Raw genomic sequence first — 14434 nt, 5'->3', positions numbered from 1 at the left:
TCATCCTTATTCGGTCAGAAAGCGGCCAGCGCCGCCTCGATATCGTCCATCGTTACGATGCTGCGCACGGTGGCGTCGGGCGCGATGCGCTTGACCATCGGGCCGACGACCTTGCCGCCCAATTCGATGAATTCGGTCACGCCCGCGTCCCACATGGCGGCCACGGATTCGCGCCAGCGCACCCGGCCCGTCACCTGCTCCACCAGCCGCAGCTTGATCTCCTCCGGGTCGGCAATCGCGCTCGCCAGCACATTGGCGTAGACCGGCAACAGCGGCGTCTTGATCGCCGCCTGGCCCAAAGCCTCCGCCATCGCTTCGGCCGCGGGCTGCATCAGCGGGCAATGGAAGGGCGCCGACACCGGCAGCAGCACGCCGCGCTTGATGCCATGGTCCTTCACCAGCGCCACCGCGCGCTCGATGGCGCCGCGATGCCCGGAAATCACCACCTGCGTCGGGTCGTTGTCATTGGCGACGGTGCAGACCTCGCCCTCGGCCGCCGCTTCGGCCAACGCCTGCGCCTTCTCAATGTCAGCACCCAACAGCGCCGCCATAGCGCCCTCGCCCACCGGCACGGCCGCCTGCATCGCCTGCCCGCGCAGCTTCAGCAGCTTCGCGGTCGTCCCGATGTCGAAAGCGTCCGCCGCGCAGAGCGCGCTATATTCGCCCAACGAGTGCCCGGCGACGAAATCGCCCTTCTCGCCAAGCGAAAAACCGCCCTCCTTCTGCATCACCCGCAGCGTCGCCAGCGCATTCGCCATGATCGCGGGCTGCGCATTTTCGGTCAGCGTCAGGTCGCTCTCCGGCCCCTCCACCATGATGCGGAACAAATGCTGCGACAGAGCGTCATCGACCTCCTGAAACAGTTCCTTCGCTGCCGGGCTCGCCTCGGCCAGCGCCTTGCCCATGCCGACCGACTGGCTGCCCTGTCCCGGAAAAAGAAATGCCCTCATCATCCACCTTCTGACCCAGAGGCGCTCCAAAAGCGCAATTTATCAAAGTCGTTACACTTTGAGACACAAATGCCATTGAGGCATCCGCCTCACTGCCTCACCATGAAATCGTGCGTCCCTTTAACGATGACGGAGTGCAAGGAAAAGGTGCGATATAGCAAGGCCTGGATCGCCGGAACGGCAATGGCCCTTTCGGCCTGCGCAGCCGGCCCCGATTATCGCGCTCCGGCGCCGGCTGCGCTGGGCGTGCCCGCCGCCTACAGCCAGGGCAATGCCGCGCCCGTCAACGAAGCCGATCTCGCTTATTGGTGGACCCGCCTCAACGACCCGGCGCTCAGCGCGCTGGTCGACCGCGCCATCGCCAATAATCTCGACATCGTGCAGGCGCAGGCGCGGCTGCGCCAGGCGCGGGAATCGCTGCGTCAGGCCAAGGCCGCCTTCCTGCCGCAAGTGAACGGATCGGCCAGCGGCGGCAAGAACTACACCAGCCAGACCTCGGCCAACCGCTTCGATTCCAACGGCGTTCCCATCAGTTCCGGCTCCAGCCACTGGTCGAGCAGCTATTCGGTCGGCGCCAACGCGAGTTGGCAGATCGACCTGTTCGGCGAACTCTCCCGCTCTGCCGAAGCCGCGCGCGCCGATCTTGCCGCATCGGGCTATGACCTCGCCCAGGTGCGGATGACGATCGTCTCCGAACTGGTCACCAACTATGTGCAGGCCCGGCTCGCGCAGGAACAGCTTCGCGTGGCCCGCGAAACCCAGACGATCCAGCGGGACAATTACAATATCGCCAACTGGCGGCTTCAGGCCGGCCTGGTCTCCTCGCTGGACGAGCAGCAGGCCAAGGCGCAACTGGCGCAGACCAACGCCACCGTCCCGCAACTGGAGGCGAGCCTGAGGGGCAGCCTCAACCGCATTGCCGTGCTGACCGGGCAGGCGCCGGGCGAGGCCACCCGCACGCTCGAAACCCCCGCGCCCATCCCCGCCGCCTCGACGCAGATCGCCACCGGCATTCCTGCCGACACGCTGCGCCAGCGGCCGGACGTCCGCGCCGCCGAACGCGCGCTGGCCGCCGCCACCGCGCGCATCGGCGTGGCGCAGGCCCAGCTTTACCCCTCGCTCGGCATCAGCGGAAACATCGGCACCACCTCCAACGCCTTCAAGGATCTGTTCAGCCTGATCACCGGCGGCGTCTTCGCCAATGTCGCGCAGGTGATCTTCGACGGTGGGCGCATCGCCTCGCAGGTCCGCTCGCAAAGGGCCGCCACCGACGGCGCCTTCGCCGCCTATAAGCAAAGCGTGCTGACCGCGCTGGAGGATGTGGAGAACGCCATGGCCTCCCTGTCCAGCGCCCGCGCCCGCAAGGCCGAATTCGCCACCGCCTACGCCGCGTCCAACAACGCCGCGATCATGGCGCGCAGCCAATATCAATCCGGCCTGATCGACTTCCAGACGCTGTCGACCACCGAAAACACGCTCCTCAGCGCGCGCAACAGCCTTGCCGCCGCGCAGTCTGACGAGGTCCTCGCTATCGCCCAGCTTTACAACGCGCTGGGCGGCGGCTGGCAGAATATGGAAAACCGCCCCCATGAGCAATGACGTGACCAAGGATCAGGACCTCGACGATTTTCTGGGCGCAAGGCCGGAAAAGCCGTGGCGCAAATGGGCGATCCGGGGCGGCGTCGGCATCGTCTTGCTGGTCCTCATCCTGCTCGTCGCGCGCTGCTTCGGGGGGGAGGACAAGCCCAATTACGCGACGCGCGAAGCGCGCAAGGGCGACCTTACCGTCTCGGTTTCCGCCACCGGCAACCTCAAGCCCATCAATCAGGTCGATGTCGGCTCTGAACAGTCGGGCAAGATCACGGCCGTCTATGTCGACGTGAACGACCGCGTGACCAAGGGGCAGAAACTGGCCGAACTCGACACCCGCCGCCTCGTCGATTCGGTGAACCAGAACGGCGCGCAGGTCGCCGCCTCCCGCGCCAGCGTCGCGCAGGCGCAGGCGCAGGTTGCGCTGGCCAAAGCGACGCTCGACCGTCAGCTCAACGTCTATCGGCTCTCGGGCGGCCGCGTGCCCGCCAAGACCGAACTGGATTCCGCCCGCGCCACCTATCATCAGGCGCAGGCCACGCTGCAATCGGCACAGGCGCAGGTCCGCGTGTCGCAGGCGCAGCTTTCCACGGCCCAGACCAACCTGTCGATCGCCCAGATCGTCTCGCCGGTGACGGGCGTGGTCCTTTCCCGCGACATCGAACCGGGCCAGACCGTCGCCGCCTCCTTCAACGCTCCGGTCCTCTTCACCATCGCCGAGGACCTGACCAAGATGGAGGTGGAGGTCTCGGTCGACGAAGCGGATGTGGGGCAGGTCAAACAGGGCCAGACCGCCAATTTCTCGGTCGATGCCTTCCCCGGCCGCACCTTCCCGGCCCAGGTCACGCGGGTCAATGTCGGCTCGAACAGCGCCAGCAGCAGTTCCTCCTCATCCTCGTCCAGCAGCAGCACGACCAGTAGCACCAGCGGAACCGTGGTCGCCTATACGGCGGTGCTCTCGGTCGACAACGGCGATGAAATCCTGCGTCCCGGCATGACGGCCACGGCGGACATCGTGACCCAGGAACTGCACGACGTGCTGCTCGTCCCCAACAGCGCACTCCGCTTCAAACCCAGCGCGGACAGCAAGCAAGGCGGCATCACCAGCCAGATCGTCCCCGGTCCCCGGCGCTTCCGCCGTGGCGGCGCCAACCGGCAGGTCAGCTTCGGCGTCGGCAGCAGCCAGACCGTCTATGTGATGGGCGACGACGGCAATCCCAAGGCCGTGCAGGTGACGGTCGGCGCCAGCGACGGCGCACGCACGGTCATCACCGGCGGCGACCTCAAGCCCGGCATGAAGGTCATCACCGGCCAACTTGCCAAAGGGCAGCAGGCCCCCGCCGAGGATCAGGCTACGGACAGCGGATCGCAGGGCGGCCAGCCCCGCGACCGCAACCGCCAGACAGGGAACGGCCGATCCGCCGACGGCAGCCCCGCGACGGTCGGCAAGCTCGGCAATTCCGGCGATTCGAAGCCGGAAACCGCGCCCGTCACGCCTTCCACGCCCCCGAACCGGGCGGGCGAACCGCGCGGCACAGGCCGCCAGAGCGGAAGCTGACGCGATGGCGCCTTCCCTTTCCGGCGATCCCATCATCTCTCTGCGCGGGGTCACCAAGGTCTATGGTTCCGGCCCGACCGCCTTTCAGGCGCTGAAGGGCATCGACCTCGACATCGCCCAAGGCGATTTCGTGGCGGTCATGGGGCCGTCCGGCTCCGGCAAATCGACCACGATGAACATATTGGGGTGTCTCGACGTGCCCTCGGCGGGCGAATTCCTGTTCAAGGGCCGCCATGTCGAGAAGCTCGACCGCGACCAGCGCGCCCTGCTGCGCCGCCGCTATCTCGGCTTCGTGTTCCAGGGCTTCAACCTGCTCTCCCGCACCACGGCGCTGGAAAATGTCGAATTGCCCCTGCTCTATCGCGGCGAGGACGGGAAGACCCGCTATCAGTCCGGCATGGCCGCCCTCGACAAGGTGGGCCTGAAGGACTGGTGGGACCACACGCCCGCCGAACTCTCCGGCGGCCAGCAACAGCGCGTCGCCATCGCCCGCGCCATCGTCACCCAGCCTGACGTGCTGCTCGCTGACGAACCGACCGGCAATCTCGATTCGGAACGCTCGATCGAGATCATGGAATTGCTGACCGACCTCAACCGCAACAGCGGCATCACCGTCCTGATGGTGACGCATGAACCGGACATGGCCGCCTTCGCCCGCACCATCGTCCACTTCAAGGACGGCCTTGTCGACGGCATCGAAAATAGGGTGAAGGCCTGATGCTGGGCACCACCGTCATCCTCGCCCTCCGCGCGATCAACCGGCACAAGCTGCGCAGCTTCCTCACCACGCTGGGCATCATCATCGGCGTGGCGGCGGTCGTCACCATGGTGACGCTGGGCAATGGCGCGACGGCGGCCGTGCGCGAACAGATCAGTTCGCTGGGCGCCAATGTCCTGCAACTGCGTCCGGGGCAAGGCTTCGGCCGGGGCGGCGGCGGACCGCGCCCGCCCGACTTCAAGCCGCAGGACCTGACCGCCATCGAAAACCAGCTTACCGGTGTGCGCGCCGTGGCGCCGATGGTCCAGTCCAGCGGCACCGCGATCTACGAAGGCAGCAACTGGTCCACCACCGTCTACGGCACCACCGCCGCCTATTTCGAGGTGCAAAGCTGGAAGGCCGACACCGGCCGCCTGTTCATGCCCGAGGAGGAGGAGGCCGGAAAACCCGTCTGCATCATCGGCAACACGGTCCGCACCAACCTCTTCCAGGGCAATGACCCCGTCGGCAAGCGGATGCGGATCAAGGGCGTCTCCTGCCAGGTGATCGGCACGCTCGCGACCCGAGGGCAAGGCGGCTTCGGCGATCAGGACGATGTCGTCGTCATGCCGATCAAATTCGTCCAGCGCCGCTTCACCGGCGACCGCGACATCAGCCAGATACTGGTCGCGGTGGACGACGCCTATGACACCGGCACGGTCCAGGCCAGCCTGGAAGAACTCATGCGCGAACGCCGCAAGGTGAAGCCGGGCGCGGAGGATAATTTCAACGTCTTCGACACCAAGCAGATCAGCGATACGCTGACCGGCACCACCACCATCCTGACGCAGATCGTGGCGGCGGTGGCGGCGATCTCCCTGCTGGTCGGCGGCATCGGCATCATGAACATCATGCTGGTGTCCGTGACGGAACGCACCCGCGAAATCGGCATCCGCCTTGCCATCGGCGCCGTTGCCCGCGAAGTGCTGATGCAATTCCTGGTCGAGGCGATCGTCCTCTCCTGCCTGGGCGGCCTTATCGGCCTGTTCCTCGCGCTGATCGCCTCGGTCGCCATCGCGCCGCTGATGCAGGTACCCTTCATCTTCGACATAAAGGTGAACCTGATCGCCTTCCTCTTTTCGGCCGCCATCGGTGTCGTCTTCGGCTATTTCCCCGCCCGCCGCGCTGCTGCCTTGAACCCCATCGACGCGCTCCGCCATGAATAGCGCGTCGATTATCCTTATGAAAAGACGACATTTCTGAACGAATGTTCAGACTAATTGCGCTTCTGTTACAATTTCCGACAAACTTCGCCGCGTTGCGACACATCCCTGCGACAAGCCCCGCCTAAACCTGGTTTCAACGCCGGACAGCGGCGCCGAGATTGAAAGAGGAGCAACGACATGATGAAGAAGTTTCTGATGGCCCTGGCCGCAACCACCATGGTCGCCAGCCCGATGATCACCGCCCAGGCGCAAGCCGCCCCGCATCGCGAGGAAACCCGCATCGTCAAGCATGGTCCGCACGGCCGGACGGTGGTCAAGCATAAGACGGTCGTTCGCAAGAACGATCACCGTCGCTGGGCCAAGGGCCAGCGCTTCGACCGCCGCTACGCCACCAGCTATCGGGTGATCGACAATTATCGCGGCTACCGCCTGAATGCCCCGCCGCGCGGCTATCACTGGGTCCGCTCGGGCAATGACGCGGTCCTCGTTGCAATCACCAGCGGCATCATCGCTTCGGTCATCACCGGCGCGATCCGCTAAGCCAGAAACGCCCCGGAGATCGTCTCCGGGGCGTTTTCCTATACCTATACCAGCCCCGTCAGATAATAGACCGCGATCACCACGAACACGGTCAGCGTCTTGATCAGCGTCAGTGCGAAGATATCCTTATAGGCCTGCCGATGGGTCAGTCCCGTCACCGCCAGCAGGGTAATGATCGCCCCGTTATGGGGCAGGCTGTCCATCCCGCCGCTCGCCATCGACGCGACCCGATGCAGCACCTCGCGCGGGATGCCCGCCGCATCGCCCGCCGCAACGAACTGCTCCGCCATCGCCGCCAGCGCGATCGACAGACCCCCCGAAGCCGATCCGGTAATCCCGGCGAGCGATGTCACCGTGATCGCTTCATTGACCAGCGGATCGGGCACCGTCTTCAGCGCCTCCTTGACCAGCAGAAAGCCTGGCAGCGCCGCAATCACGGCCCCGAACCCATATTCGACCGCCGTATTCATGCCCGCGAGCAGAGCGCCGCCGACCGCCGCCCTCGACCCCTCGGCAAAGCGCCGCGCGACCACCGGAAAGGCAAACAGCAGGATCGTCCCGATTCCCGCCAGCAACGCCCCTTCCACCGCCCAGAGCGCCGCCACCTGCGCGACCTTCACCACCAAAGGCTCGGCCAGCCCCGCCAGCGACACGCTGATCTCCGCCCCCGGCACCATGCGCGGGATCGCCATGGTCAGCGCCAGATTGCCCAGTCCCACCACCAGCAGCGGCAGCAAGGCGATCAGCGGATGAACGCCGGCCTCCTCATCCACCGCGTCCGGCTCATTCACCAATGTCTCTGGCGCGCCATATCCCTCGCCGGCCGCCTTCATCGCCCGCCGCCGCCATCCCAAATAGGTCAGCCCCAACCCCATGATGCAGGCCGATCCGATCAACCCCAGCCCCGGCGCCGCCCAGGCAGTCGTCCCGAAAAAGCTGGTCGGAATGATATTCTGGATCTGCGGCGTCCCCGGCATCGCATCCATGGTGAAGGTGATCGCGCCCAGCCCGATGGTCGCGGGCACCAGCCGTTTGGGAATATCCCCTTGCCGGAACATTTCGGCCGCGAAGGGATAGACTGCGAACACCGCCACGAACACGGACACCCCGCCATAGGTCAGCAGCGCCGTCACCAGCATGATTGCGGGAATCGCCCTTTGCGCTCCCACCAGAGCGATCACCGCCGTCACGATGGACCGCGAAAAGCCCGAAATCTCGATCAGCTTGCCGAACAGCGCGCCCAGCAGGAACACCGGGAAATAGAGTTTCAGGAAACTGCCGACCTTCTCCATGAACAGCCCGGAAAACACGGCCGGAACGGCGGAAGGATCGGTCAGGAACACCGCCAGCATCGCCAGCAATGGCGCCATCAGGATGACGCTCATCCCCCGATAGGCTGCGATCATCAGCAATATCAGAGATAACGCTGCGATTCCCACCGCCATGGTTCAGCCCCTATCCCACCGTTCGGCCCGAACTTGTCGCAGCCTGCTCTTCTCTCTATCTGCAAGAAAGACGGGCGCTTCGACAAGCCCGGCGCGAACGGCAAAATCGCTGCTCCTTCCTGCGACGATCCGCCCTTGCCTTTCCCCCGCATTTCCGTCATAGGCGCCGCTTCGCACGGCCCCGGGGGTGACTCGCAGCCGCGCGGCAGAATGCTTGAGACGACAGCCGGAGGGGCGTTCCACATGGGGTGGGCGTCAGCGATCGGCCAACAGATGAGGCAATACCCATGGCTCTTTACGAGCATGTGTTCCTTGCGCGCCAGGATCTGGCACAGGCGCAGGTGGACGCTCTGGCGGAAACCGCCACCAAGATCGTCGAGGAAATGCAGGGCAAGGTGACCAAGGTCGAAACCTGGGGCTTGCGTTCGCTCGCGTACAAGATCGCCAAGAACCGCAAGGCGCACTATGTGATGCTGAACATCGACGCCCCCGCCGGTGTCGTTGCGGAACTGGAGCGCCAGACCCAGATCAACGAAGACATCATCCGCTACATGACCATCAAGGTCGATGAGCTGGAAACCGGCCCGTCGGTCATGATGCGCAAGCAGGAACGCGCCGAGCGCGGTCCGCGCGGCGATCGCGGCCCCCGCGAAGATCGTGGCGATCGTGGCCCGCGCCGCGAGCGCGAAGAAGCCCCGGCTGGCGAATAAGGAGATCTGAAACATGGCACGCCCGTTTTTCCGCCGCCGCAAGAGCTGCCCCTTCGCCGCCAAGGATGCGCCGAAGATCGATTACAAGGACGTTCGTCTGCTGCAGGGCTTCGTGTCCGAGCGCGGCAAGATCGTCCCCAGCCGCATCACGGCTGTCTCCGCCAAGAAGCAGCGTGAGCTGGCCCAGGCCATCAAGCGCGCCCGTCACCTGGGCCTGCTGCCCTACATCGTGAAGTGAGGGAGTAAGACTCATGGAAATCATTCTCCTCGAACGGATCGAGAAGCTGGGCGCCATCGGTGACGTCGTCACCGTGAAGGACGGTTACGCCCGTAACTACCTGCTGCCCAACAAGAAGGCACTGCGCTCCAACAACGCCAACAAGAAGGTCTTCGAAGCCAACCGCGCGAAGATCGAGGCCGACAACGCCGCTCGCCGCTCGGACGCCGAAAAGGCTGCCGAAGGCGTCAACGGCAAGCAGATCGTCCTGATCCGCCAGTCGTCGAACGCCGGCCACCTCTATGGTTCGGTCGCCGTCCGTGACGTCGTCGAAGCGCTCCATGCTGACGGTGTCACCAACGTCACCAAGGCGATGGTCGTGCTGGAACGCCCGATCAAGACCCTGGGCGTCTTCGACGTCAAGGTCGCGCTGCACCCCGAAGTCGCGGTCACCATCACGGTGAACGTCGCCCGCTCGCCGGAAGAAGCCGAGCTTCAGTCGCAGGGCGTCGACGTGATGGCCGACCTGTTCGAAAAGGACGAAAGCGGCTTCACCGAAGATTACGATCCGAATGCGGAACCGGGCGAAATCGCCGCGGAAGCCGAAGAAGCTCCGGCCGAAGAAGCCTGAGTTTCCGGATCGGACCGAACAGAAAAGCCGCCCCTCGCCGGGCGGCTTTTTTGTTGGCGCTGGCCATGCCCGCGACAGGGATTCCGCCTTCCTGCCGGGCGTTTTCACTTTATCTTTCCGTATCCTGCGCCCCTCGACGGTTCCCGCCCGCTGTGGAATGCTCTATGCCTCCCGCCATGTCCCCGACCCGGAGCAAAAACCTGCTGCCGCGCCGTATCCGCATCCTGATACGGCGGCATGGCCCTGAATCGATGATCTGGCGGCGCAGGATCGCCATATTGGGCGGCGCCATCATGGTCGGCCTGGTCGCCCTGCTCTTCGCCGAACTCGCCGATGAGGCGGGGAAAATCTTCCTGTCCCTCGTCCATCGCATCTGGTGGGCGCCGCTGATCCTCACGCCGGCAGGCTTCGCGGCATTTGCCTGGGCCACCGCCCGCTTCGCCCCGGACGCCAGGGGTTCGGGCATTCCGCAAGTGATCGCCGCCTCCCGCGCGCCCGAAGCGGGCATGAAACGGCTGGTGTCCGCGCGCACCGCCTTCGTGAAATTCTGGCTGACCGTGGGTACATTGCTCTTCGGCGCATCGGTCGGCCGCGAAGGCCCCACGGTCCAGATCGCCGCCAGCATCATGGGTCATGCCCATCGCCTGATGCGCATTCCGCTCCGCTCCTCCGTCTTTATCGCGGGGGGCGCGGCGGGCGTCGCCGCCGCCTTCAATACGCCGCTGGCCGGGGTCGCCTTCGCGATCGAGGAGTTGGCCGCCGCCTATGAACAGCGCATGACGCTGCTGGTCATGGCCGCCGTGCTGATCTCCGGCATGGTCAGCCTGGGCCTGGCAGGCGACTATGTCTATTTCGGCATCATGCGCCAGACGCTGGGCGTCAGGGAGGCGCTGGTGGCCGCGCCCGTCGCCGGCGTGCTGGGCGGCATCGCGGGGGGCCTCTTCTCCCGCCTGACGCTCGCATCGGGCCGCACCGCATTCACCCCCATGGCATGGCTGCGCGCCCATCCGATCCTGTTCGCCTTTCTCTGCGGCACGGTCGTGGCGGCGCTGGGCGTCATGACGGGCCTGACCTGGGGCACCGGCTATCAGACCGCCCATGCCGTCATCGCGGGCAGCAACGTGCCGCTCTGGTTCGGCGGCGCCAAATTCCTGGCGACGCTGGCGACCGCGATATCCGGCCTGCCCGGCGGCATATTCGCGCCGTCGCTGTCGGTCGGCGCGGGCATAGGCGACATGCTGCGCAGCCTGTTCCCGGCCTATCCTCCCGGCGCCATCGTCCTGCTCGGCATGGTCGCCTATTTCACCGGAGTCGTACGCGCGCCGCTGACCGCCGTCATCATCATTTCCGAAACCACCGCCAGCCGCGGCCTGATGATGCCCCTGCTCGCCGCCGCGCTGATCGCCGATTTCGCCGCCCAACTGGTCGGGAAAGAACGCCTCTACCACGGCCTTGCCCAACGTTTTTCGGTCCAGTGAGCATTTTTCGCGCTCCCTCGATCCTCGCGGCGCTCGCCCTGCTTCTCGCCTCGCTGCTGCTCTTCTGGCCCGGCATCGCCAGCTATGACACGCTGATGCAATATCAACAGGTTCTGAGCGGGAGCTATGATGATTGGCACCCGCCGGTCATGGCCCGCCTCTGGGCCGCGCTGTCTTTCGCAGGTCCCGGCACGGCCCCGCTCCTCGTCGTGCAGATGACCGGCTATTGGCTGGCTCTTGCCCTGCTGGCCAACGCCCTCGGTGGCCGCCGGGCCGTCGCCCTGCTCGCCATCGGCGCAACCCCTTTCCTGCTCGGCTGGCTGGCCATCGTCATCAAGGACAGTCAGATGATCGGCGCGCTCAGCCTCGCCGCGGGCCTGATCGCGCATTACCGCCTGCGCGGCCGGCCGATACCGTTCCCGGCTCTGGCCGTGGCGATTCTCTGCCTGGCCTATGCCACGCTGGTCCGCGCCAATGCGGTCTTTTCCACCGTTCCGCTGGCGATGCTGCTGATGCCGCGCCCCACGGGTCCCGTCGCCCGATTTTGGATGATGATCGCCGCCATCCCTGCAATCCTGCTCCTGTCGCAGCCGATCAACCACGGCCTGCTCGGTGCACGGGACAGCGGCGTCACCCGCACCCAGCCGTTGTACGACCTGGCGGGCATCGCCGTGCGAACCGGCGACCCATCCGTCGGAGGCCTATCCCCCGGAGCCATCCAGACACTGATCCGGCACCATTGCGTCAAACCCCTGTTCTGGGACCCGATCGGCAACACGCCCGCCTGCGAAGCCGCCACCAGATCCTGGCAGCAAAAACCGGCCAGCCAGCTTTATGCCGATCTCGCCAAGGCAGCGCTGCGACATCCCTTCGCCTATCTCGCGCACCGCTTCGCCCATCTGAACTCGACGGAACGCTGGCTGGTCCCTTTCCACTGGCCGCTCGCCGCCCCGCCGGCCATGGCGGAACCCAATAATCTGGGCCTCGCCAATCCCGCCTGCTGCGCCGCTATCCATTGGCAGGGCATCGCCGCCGGGCTGGTCGAAACGCCCCTGGCATGGCCGATCCTTTGGATCGCCGCCGCGCTCTGGGGCCTTTGGCTCGCCATTTCTGCACCCGACAGCCCCGGGCAAAAGCTCGCCCTCGCGCTCTTCCTCTCTGCCTTGTTTCAGGAGGCCAGCTTCGCCGCGATCAGCATATCCTCCGACCTGCGCTACCATCTCTGGGCCATGCTCGCGACGGCATGGGGCTGGCTGATCCTGCACCCGCGCCGCCCATGGCTTCGCCGGACCACGCCCGCCGCGCTCGCCATGGCCCTGCTGCTGCTCACCGGCATGACCGCCCGCATTGCCCTGCCCGCACCACCGACCCGCTATGCCGACCTTATGAACTGACCCCTTCCTCCTTCCCCCGCCTTGCTCTATGGCGGCAGCAACATTCCCAAGGGGAACGAAGACTTGATCCTTGACCTTGCCGCCGCCGCATCTGGCGCTATCCGTTTCGACCAACTCGGCCTCAGCCCGGTCGCGCTCGACCTCGGCTTCTTCACGCTGAAATGGTATAGCCTCGCCTATCTTGCGGGCATCCTGATCGGCTACTGGTATCTGCTGAAGCTGATCGCCCAGCCCGGCTCGCCCATGGCGCGCCGTCATGCCGACGACATGATCTTCTATGCAACGCTGGGCATCATCATCGGCGGACGGCTGGCCTATGTCTTCTTCTACCAGCCTGAAATCCTCCTGCACCCGCTGGATGTGCTCAAGCTATGGAATGGCGGCATGTCCTTCCATGGCGGCGCGCTGGGCGTGTCGCTGGGCATTCTCTACATGGCGCGCAAGGAAAAGCTGAGCTGGCTGCGCATCCATGATTTCGTGGCCTGCTGCGTTCCCTTCGGTCTGTTCTTCGGCCGCCTCGCCAATTTCGTGAACGGCGAATTATGGGGCAAGGAAACCGACGTTCCCTGGGCGATGATCTTCCCGACCGGCGGCCCCTTCCCCCGCCATCCGAGCCAGCTTTACGAGGCCCTTTTCGAAGGCGTCATACTGTTCCTGATCCTCGCCTTCGCCTTCTGGAGAACCCGCGCCCGCTATAAGCCGGGCATGCTCGTGGGCATTTTCCTCTTCTGCTACGGCATCTTCCGCTTCGGGGTCGAATATTTCCGCGAGGCCGACGCCCAGCTGATGGCATTCGCCGCCCGCACCGGCCTGCACATGGGCCAGTGGCTCTGCGTGCCGATGATCCTGGGCGGTCTCTACCTGATCGTCACCGCCAAGGGGCGGCGGGTCAGGGTGGAACCGGTCGCAGGCAGTGCGAGTGTCAGCTGAACTCAGCCTCGCCGAGCGGCTCGCCCGCCAGATTTCGGCGGGCGGCCCTATTTCGGTCGCCCATTATATGGCGGAGGCGAACCAGCATTATTACGGCACCCGCGACCCCCTCGGCACGGCGGGCGATTTCACCACCGCCCCCGAAATCAGTCAGATGTTCGGGGAGTTGATCGGCCTTTGCCTTGCCGACGTCTGGATGCGCTCGGGCAGTCGCCCCGAAACAAATTATGTCGAGCTCGGCCCCGGTCGCGGCACCTTGGCCTCCGACGCGCTGCGGGCCATGGCGAATACGGCGCTCCATCCCCAGGTCCATTTCGTCGAAACCAGCCCCAGCCTGCGGGAAAGGCAGCGGGCGCTGGTCCCCAATGTCCTCCACCATGACGCGATTTCCACCCTGCCGGAGCAAGGCCCGCTGCTGGTCGTCGCCAATGAATTTTTCGATGCCCTGCCCGTGCGCCAGCTTGTCCGCACCGGCAACGAATGGCGCGAGCGGGTGGTCGTCCGCCCCGATCCCGACGAACCCGACCGTTTCGCCCCCATGTCCGGCTATCGCCGGATCGAATCGGGCATCCCCGCCATCGCCACCGATGCGCCGGAAGGCACGATCCTGGAAATGCCGCTCGCCGGATCAGCTATTGCGTTGGAACTGGCCCATCGCATCGCCCGGCAGGGCGGGGCCGCGATAATCGTCGACTATGGCTATGAAGGCCCCGCCACCGGCGACACGCTCCAGGCGGTGAGAGCGCATAAATTCGCCGATCCTTTCCTGGAACCCGGCGAGAGCGATCTCACTACCCATGTCGATTTCACCATGCTCGGCAACATGGCGCGACAGGCTGGACTACGGGTGACGCGAACCGTCGGTCAGGGCCATTTCCTGCGCCAGCTTGGCATAGACGCCCGGGCCGGCCAGCTCAGCCGTACCGCGCCCGCCCGCGCGGACGAGGTGGAGGCCGCCCGCTGCCGGCTGACCGCCGACGACGCCATGGGAACGCTGTTCAAGGCTATGGCCTGGGTTCATCCCGACTGGGCCGACCCGGCGGGTTTCGAGGGCTGAAAAACCCTCAA

General features: G+C 65.5%; 14 protein-coding genes. 12 read left to right on the top strand and 2 right to left on the bottom strand.

All coding sequences use genetic code 11. From position 1 onward, the window contains the following. Window positions 1-14 precede the first annotated feature (14 nt). The gene (gene fabD / locus F7P65_RS06620; protein WP_150291085.1) at window positions 15-950 is read right to left on the bottom strand and encodes an ACP S-malonyltransferase; all 936 of its coding nucleotides are present in this window, start codon (window positions 948-950) and stop codon (window positions 15-17) included. Window positions 951-1076: 126 nt separating this feature from the next. Here fabD and F7P65_RS06615 point away from each other — a divergent pair, with 126 nt between their 5' ends. The 5 genes from F7P65_RS06615 to F7P65_RS06595 all read left to right on the top strand — a co-directional run bounded on the left by F7P65_RS06615 (window position 1077) and on the right by F7P65_RS06595 (window position 6561). Continuing rightward, entirely contained in the window at window positions 1077-2549 is a 1473-nt protein-coding gene (locus F7P65_RS06615) for an efflux transporter outer membrane subunit (RefSeq protein WP_150290965.1), read from the top strand. Further along, window positions 2539-4098 carry an efflux RND transporter periplasmic adaptor subunit gene (locus F7P65_RS06610; protein WP_150290964.1) on the top strand — a complete coding sequence of 520 codons (1560 nt, stop codon included), beginning with the start codon at window positions 2539-2541 and terminating at the stop codon, window positions 4096-4098. Before F7P65_RS06615 ends, F7P65_RS06610 begins: the two co-directional genes overlap by 11 nt. 4 nt (window positions 4099-4102) lie before the next feature. Next, window positions 4103-4816 carry an ABC transporter ATP-binding protein gene (locus F7P65_RS06605; RefSeq protein ID WP_150290963.1) on the top strand — a complete coding sequence of 238 codons (714 nt, stop codon included), beginning with the start codon at window positions 4103-4105 and terminating at the stop codon, window positions 4814-4816. Next, window positions 4816-6021, top strand: coding sequence for an ABC transporter permease (locus tag F7P65_RS06600; RefSeq protein ID WP_150290962.1), 1206 nt, complete (start codon window positions 4816-4818; stop codon window positions 6019-6021). The genes F7P65_RS06605 and F7P65_RS06600 overlap by 1 nt, the downstream gene beginning before the upstream one ends. Before the next feature lie 177 nt (window positions 6022-6198). After that, a complete protein-coding gene (locus F7P65_RS06595) occupies window positions 6199-6561 on the top strand; it encodes an RcnB family protein (protein ID WP_150290961.1) in 363 nt (120 codons plus the stop codon). Between the two features lie 44 nt (window positions 6562-6605). Here F7P65_RS06595 and F7P65_RS06590 read toward each other — a convergent pair whose 3' ends face one another. Continuing rightward, window positions 6606-8006, bottom strand: a complete 1401-nt coding sequence (locus tag F7P65_RS06590) for a GntP family permease (RefSeq protein WP_150290960.1) — start codon at window positions 8004-8006, stop codon at window positions 6606-6608. A 287-nt stretch (window positions 8007-8293) separates the two neighbouring features. Here F7P65_RS06590 and rpsF point away from each other — a divergent pair, with 287 nt between their 5' ends. The 7 genes from rpsF (at window position 8294) to F7P65_RS06555 (ending at window position 14423) form a co-directional block, all read left to right on the top strand. Next, window positions 8294-8716, top strand: coding sequence for a 30S ribosomal protein S6 (gene rpsF / locus F7P65_RS06585; RefSeq protein ID WP_150290959.1), 423 nt, complete (start codon window positions 8294-8296; stop codon window positions 8714-8716). Between the two features lie 13 nt (window positions 8717-8729). Then, complete coding sequence (gene rpsR / locus F7P65_RS06580; protein WP_004212076.1) at window positions 8730-8954, top strand: 30S ribosomal protein S18; 225 nt, start codon at window positions 8730-8732, stop codon at window positions 8952-8954. A gap of 13 nt (window positions 8955-8967) precedes the next feature. Next, a complete protein-coding gene (rplI, locus tag F7P65_RS06575) occupies window positions 8968-9564 on the top strand; it encodes a 50S ribosomal protein L9 (protein ID WP_150290958.1) in 597 nt (198 codons plus the stop codon). Between the two features lie 176 nt (window positions 9565-9740). Further along, a complete protein-coding gene (locus F7P65_RS06570; RefSeq protein ID WP_240334221.1) occupies window positions 9741-11042 on the top strand; it encodes a chloride channel protein in 1302 nt (433 codons plus the stop codon). Further along, on the top strand, window positions 11039-12436 hold the full coding sequence (locus F7P65_RS06565) for a hypothetical protein (RefSeq protein ID WP_150290956.1): 1398 nt from the start codon (window positions 11039-11041) through the stop codon (window positions 12434-12436). The genes F7P65_RS06570 and F7P65_RS06565 overlap by 4 nt, the downstream gene beginning before the upstream one ends. A 63-nt stretch (window positions 12437-12499) precedes the next feature. Then, window positions 12500-13366, top strand: coding sequence for a prolipoprotein diacylglyceryl transferase (lgt, locus tag F7P65_RS06560; RefSeq protein ID WP_150290955.1), 867 nt, complete (start codon window positions 12500-12502; stop codon window positions 13364-13366). Further along, window positions 13356-14423 carry a class I SAM-dependent methyltransferase gene (locus F7P65_RS06555; RefSeq protein ID WP_150290954.1) on the top strand — a complete coding sequence of 356 codons (1068 nt, stop codon included), beginning with the start codon at window positions 13356-13358 and terminating at the stop codon, window positions 14421-14423. The genes lgt and F7P65_RS06555 overlap by 11 nt, the downstream gene beginning before the upstream one ends. Window positions 14424-14434 lie beyond the last annotated feature (11 nt).

Source organism: Sphingobium estronivorans, assembly GCF_008692605.1.
GTDB classification, from domain to species: domain Bacteria; phylum Pseudomonadota; class Alphaproteobacteria; order Sphingomonadales; family Sphingomonadaceae; genus Sphingobium; species Sphingobium estronivorans.
The sequence above is the reverse complement of the archived record's forward strand: the minus strand, read 5'-3'. Positions and strand labels throughout refer to the sequence as shown.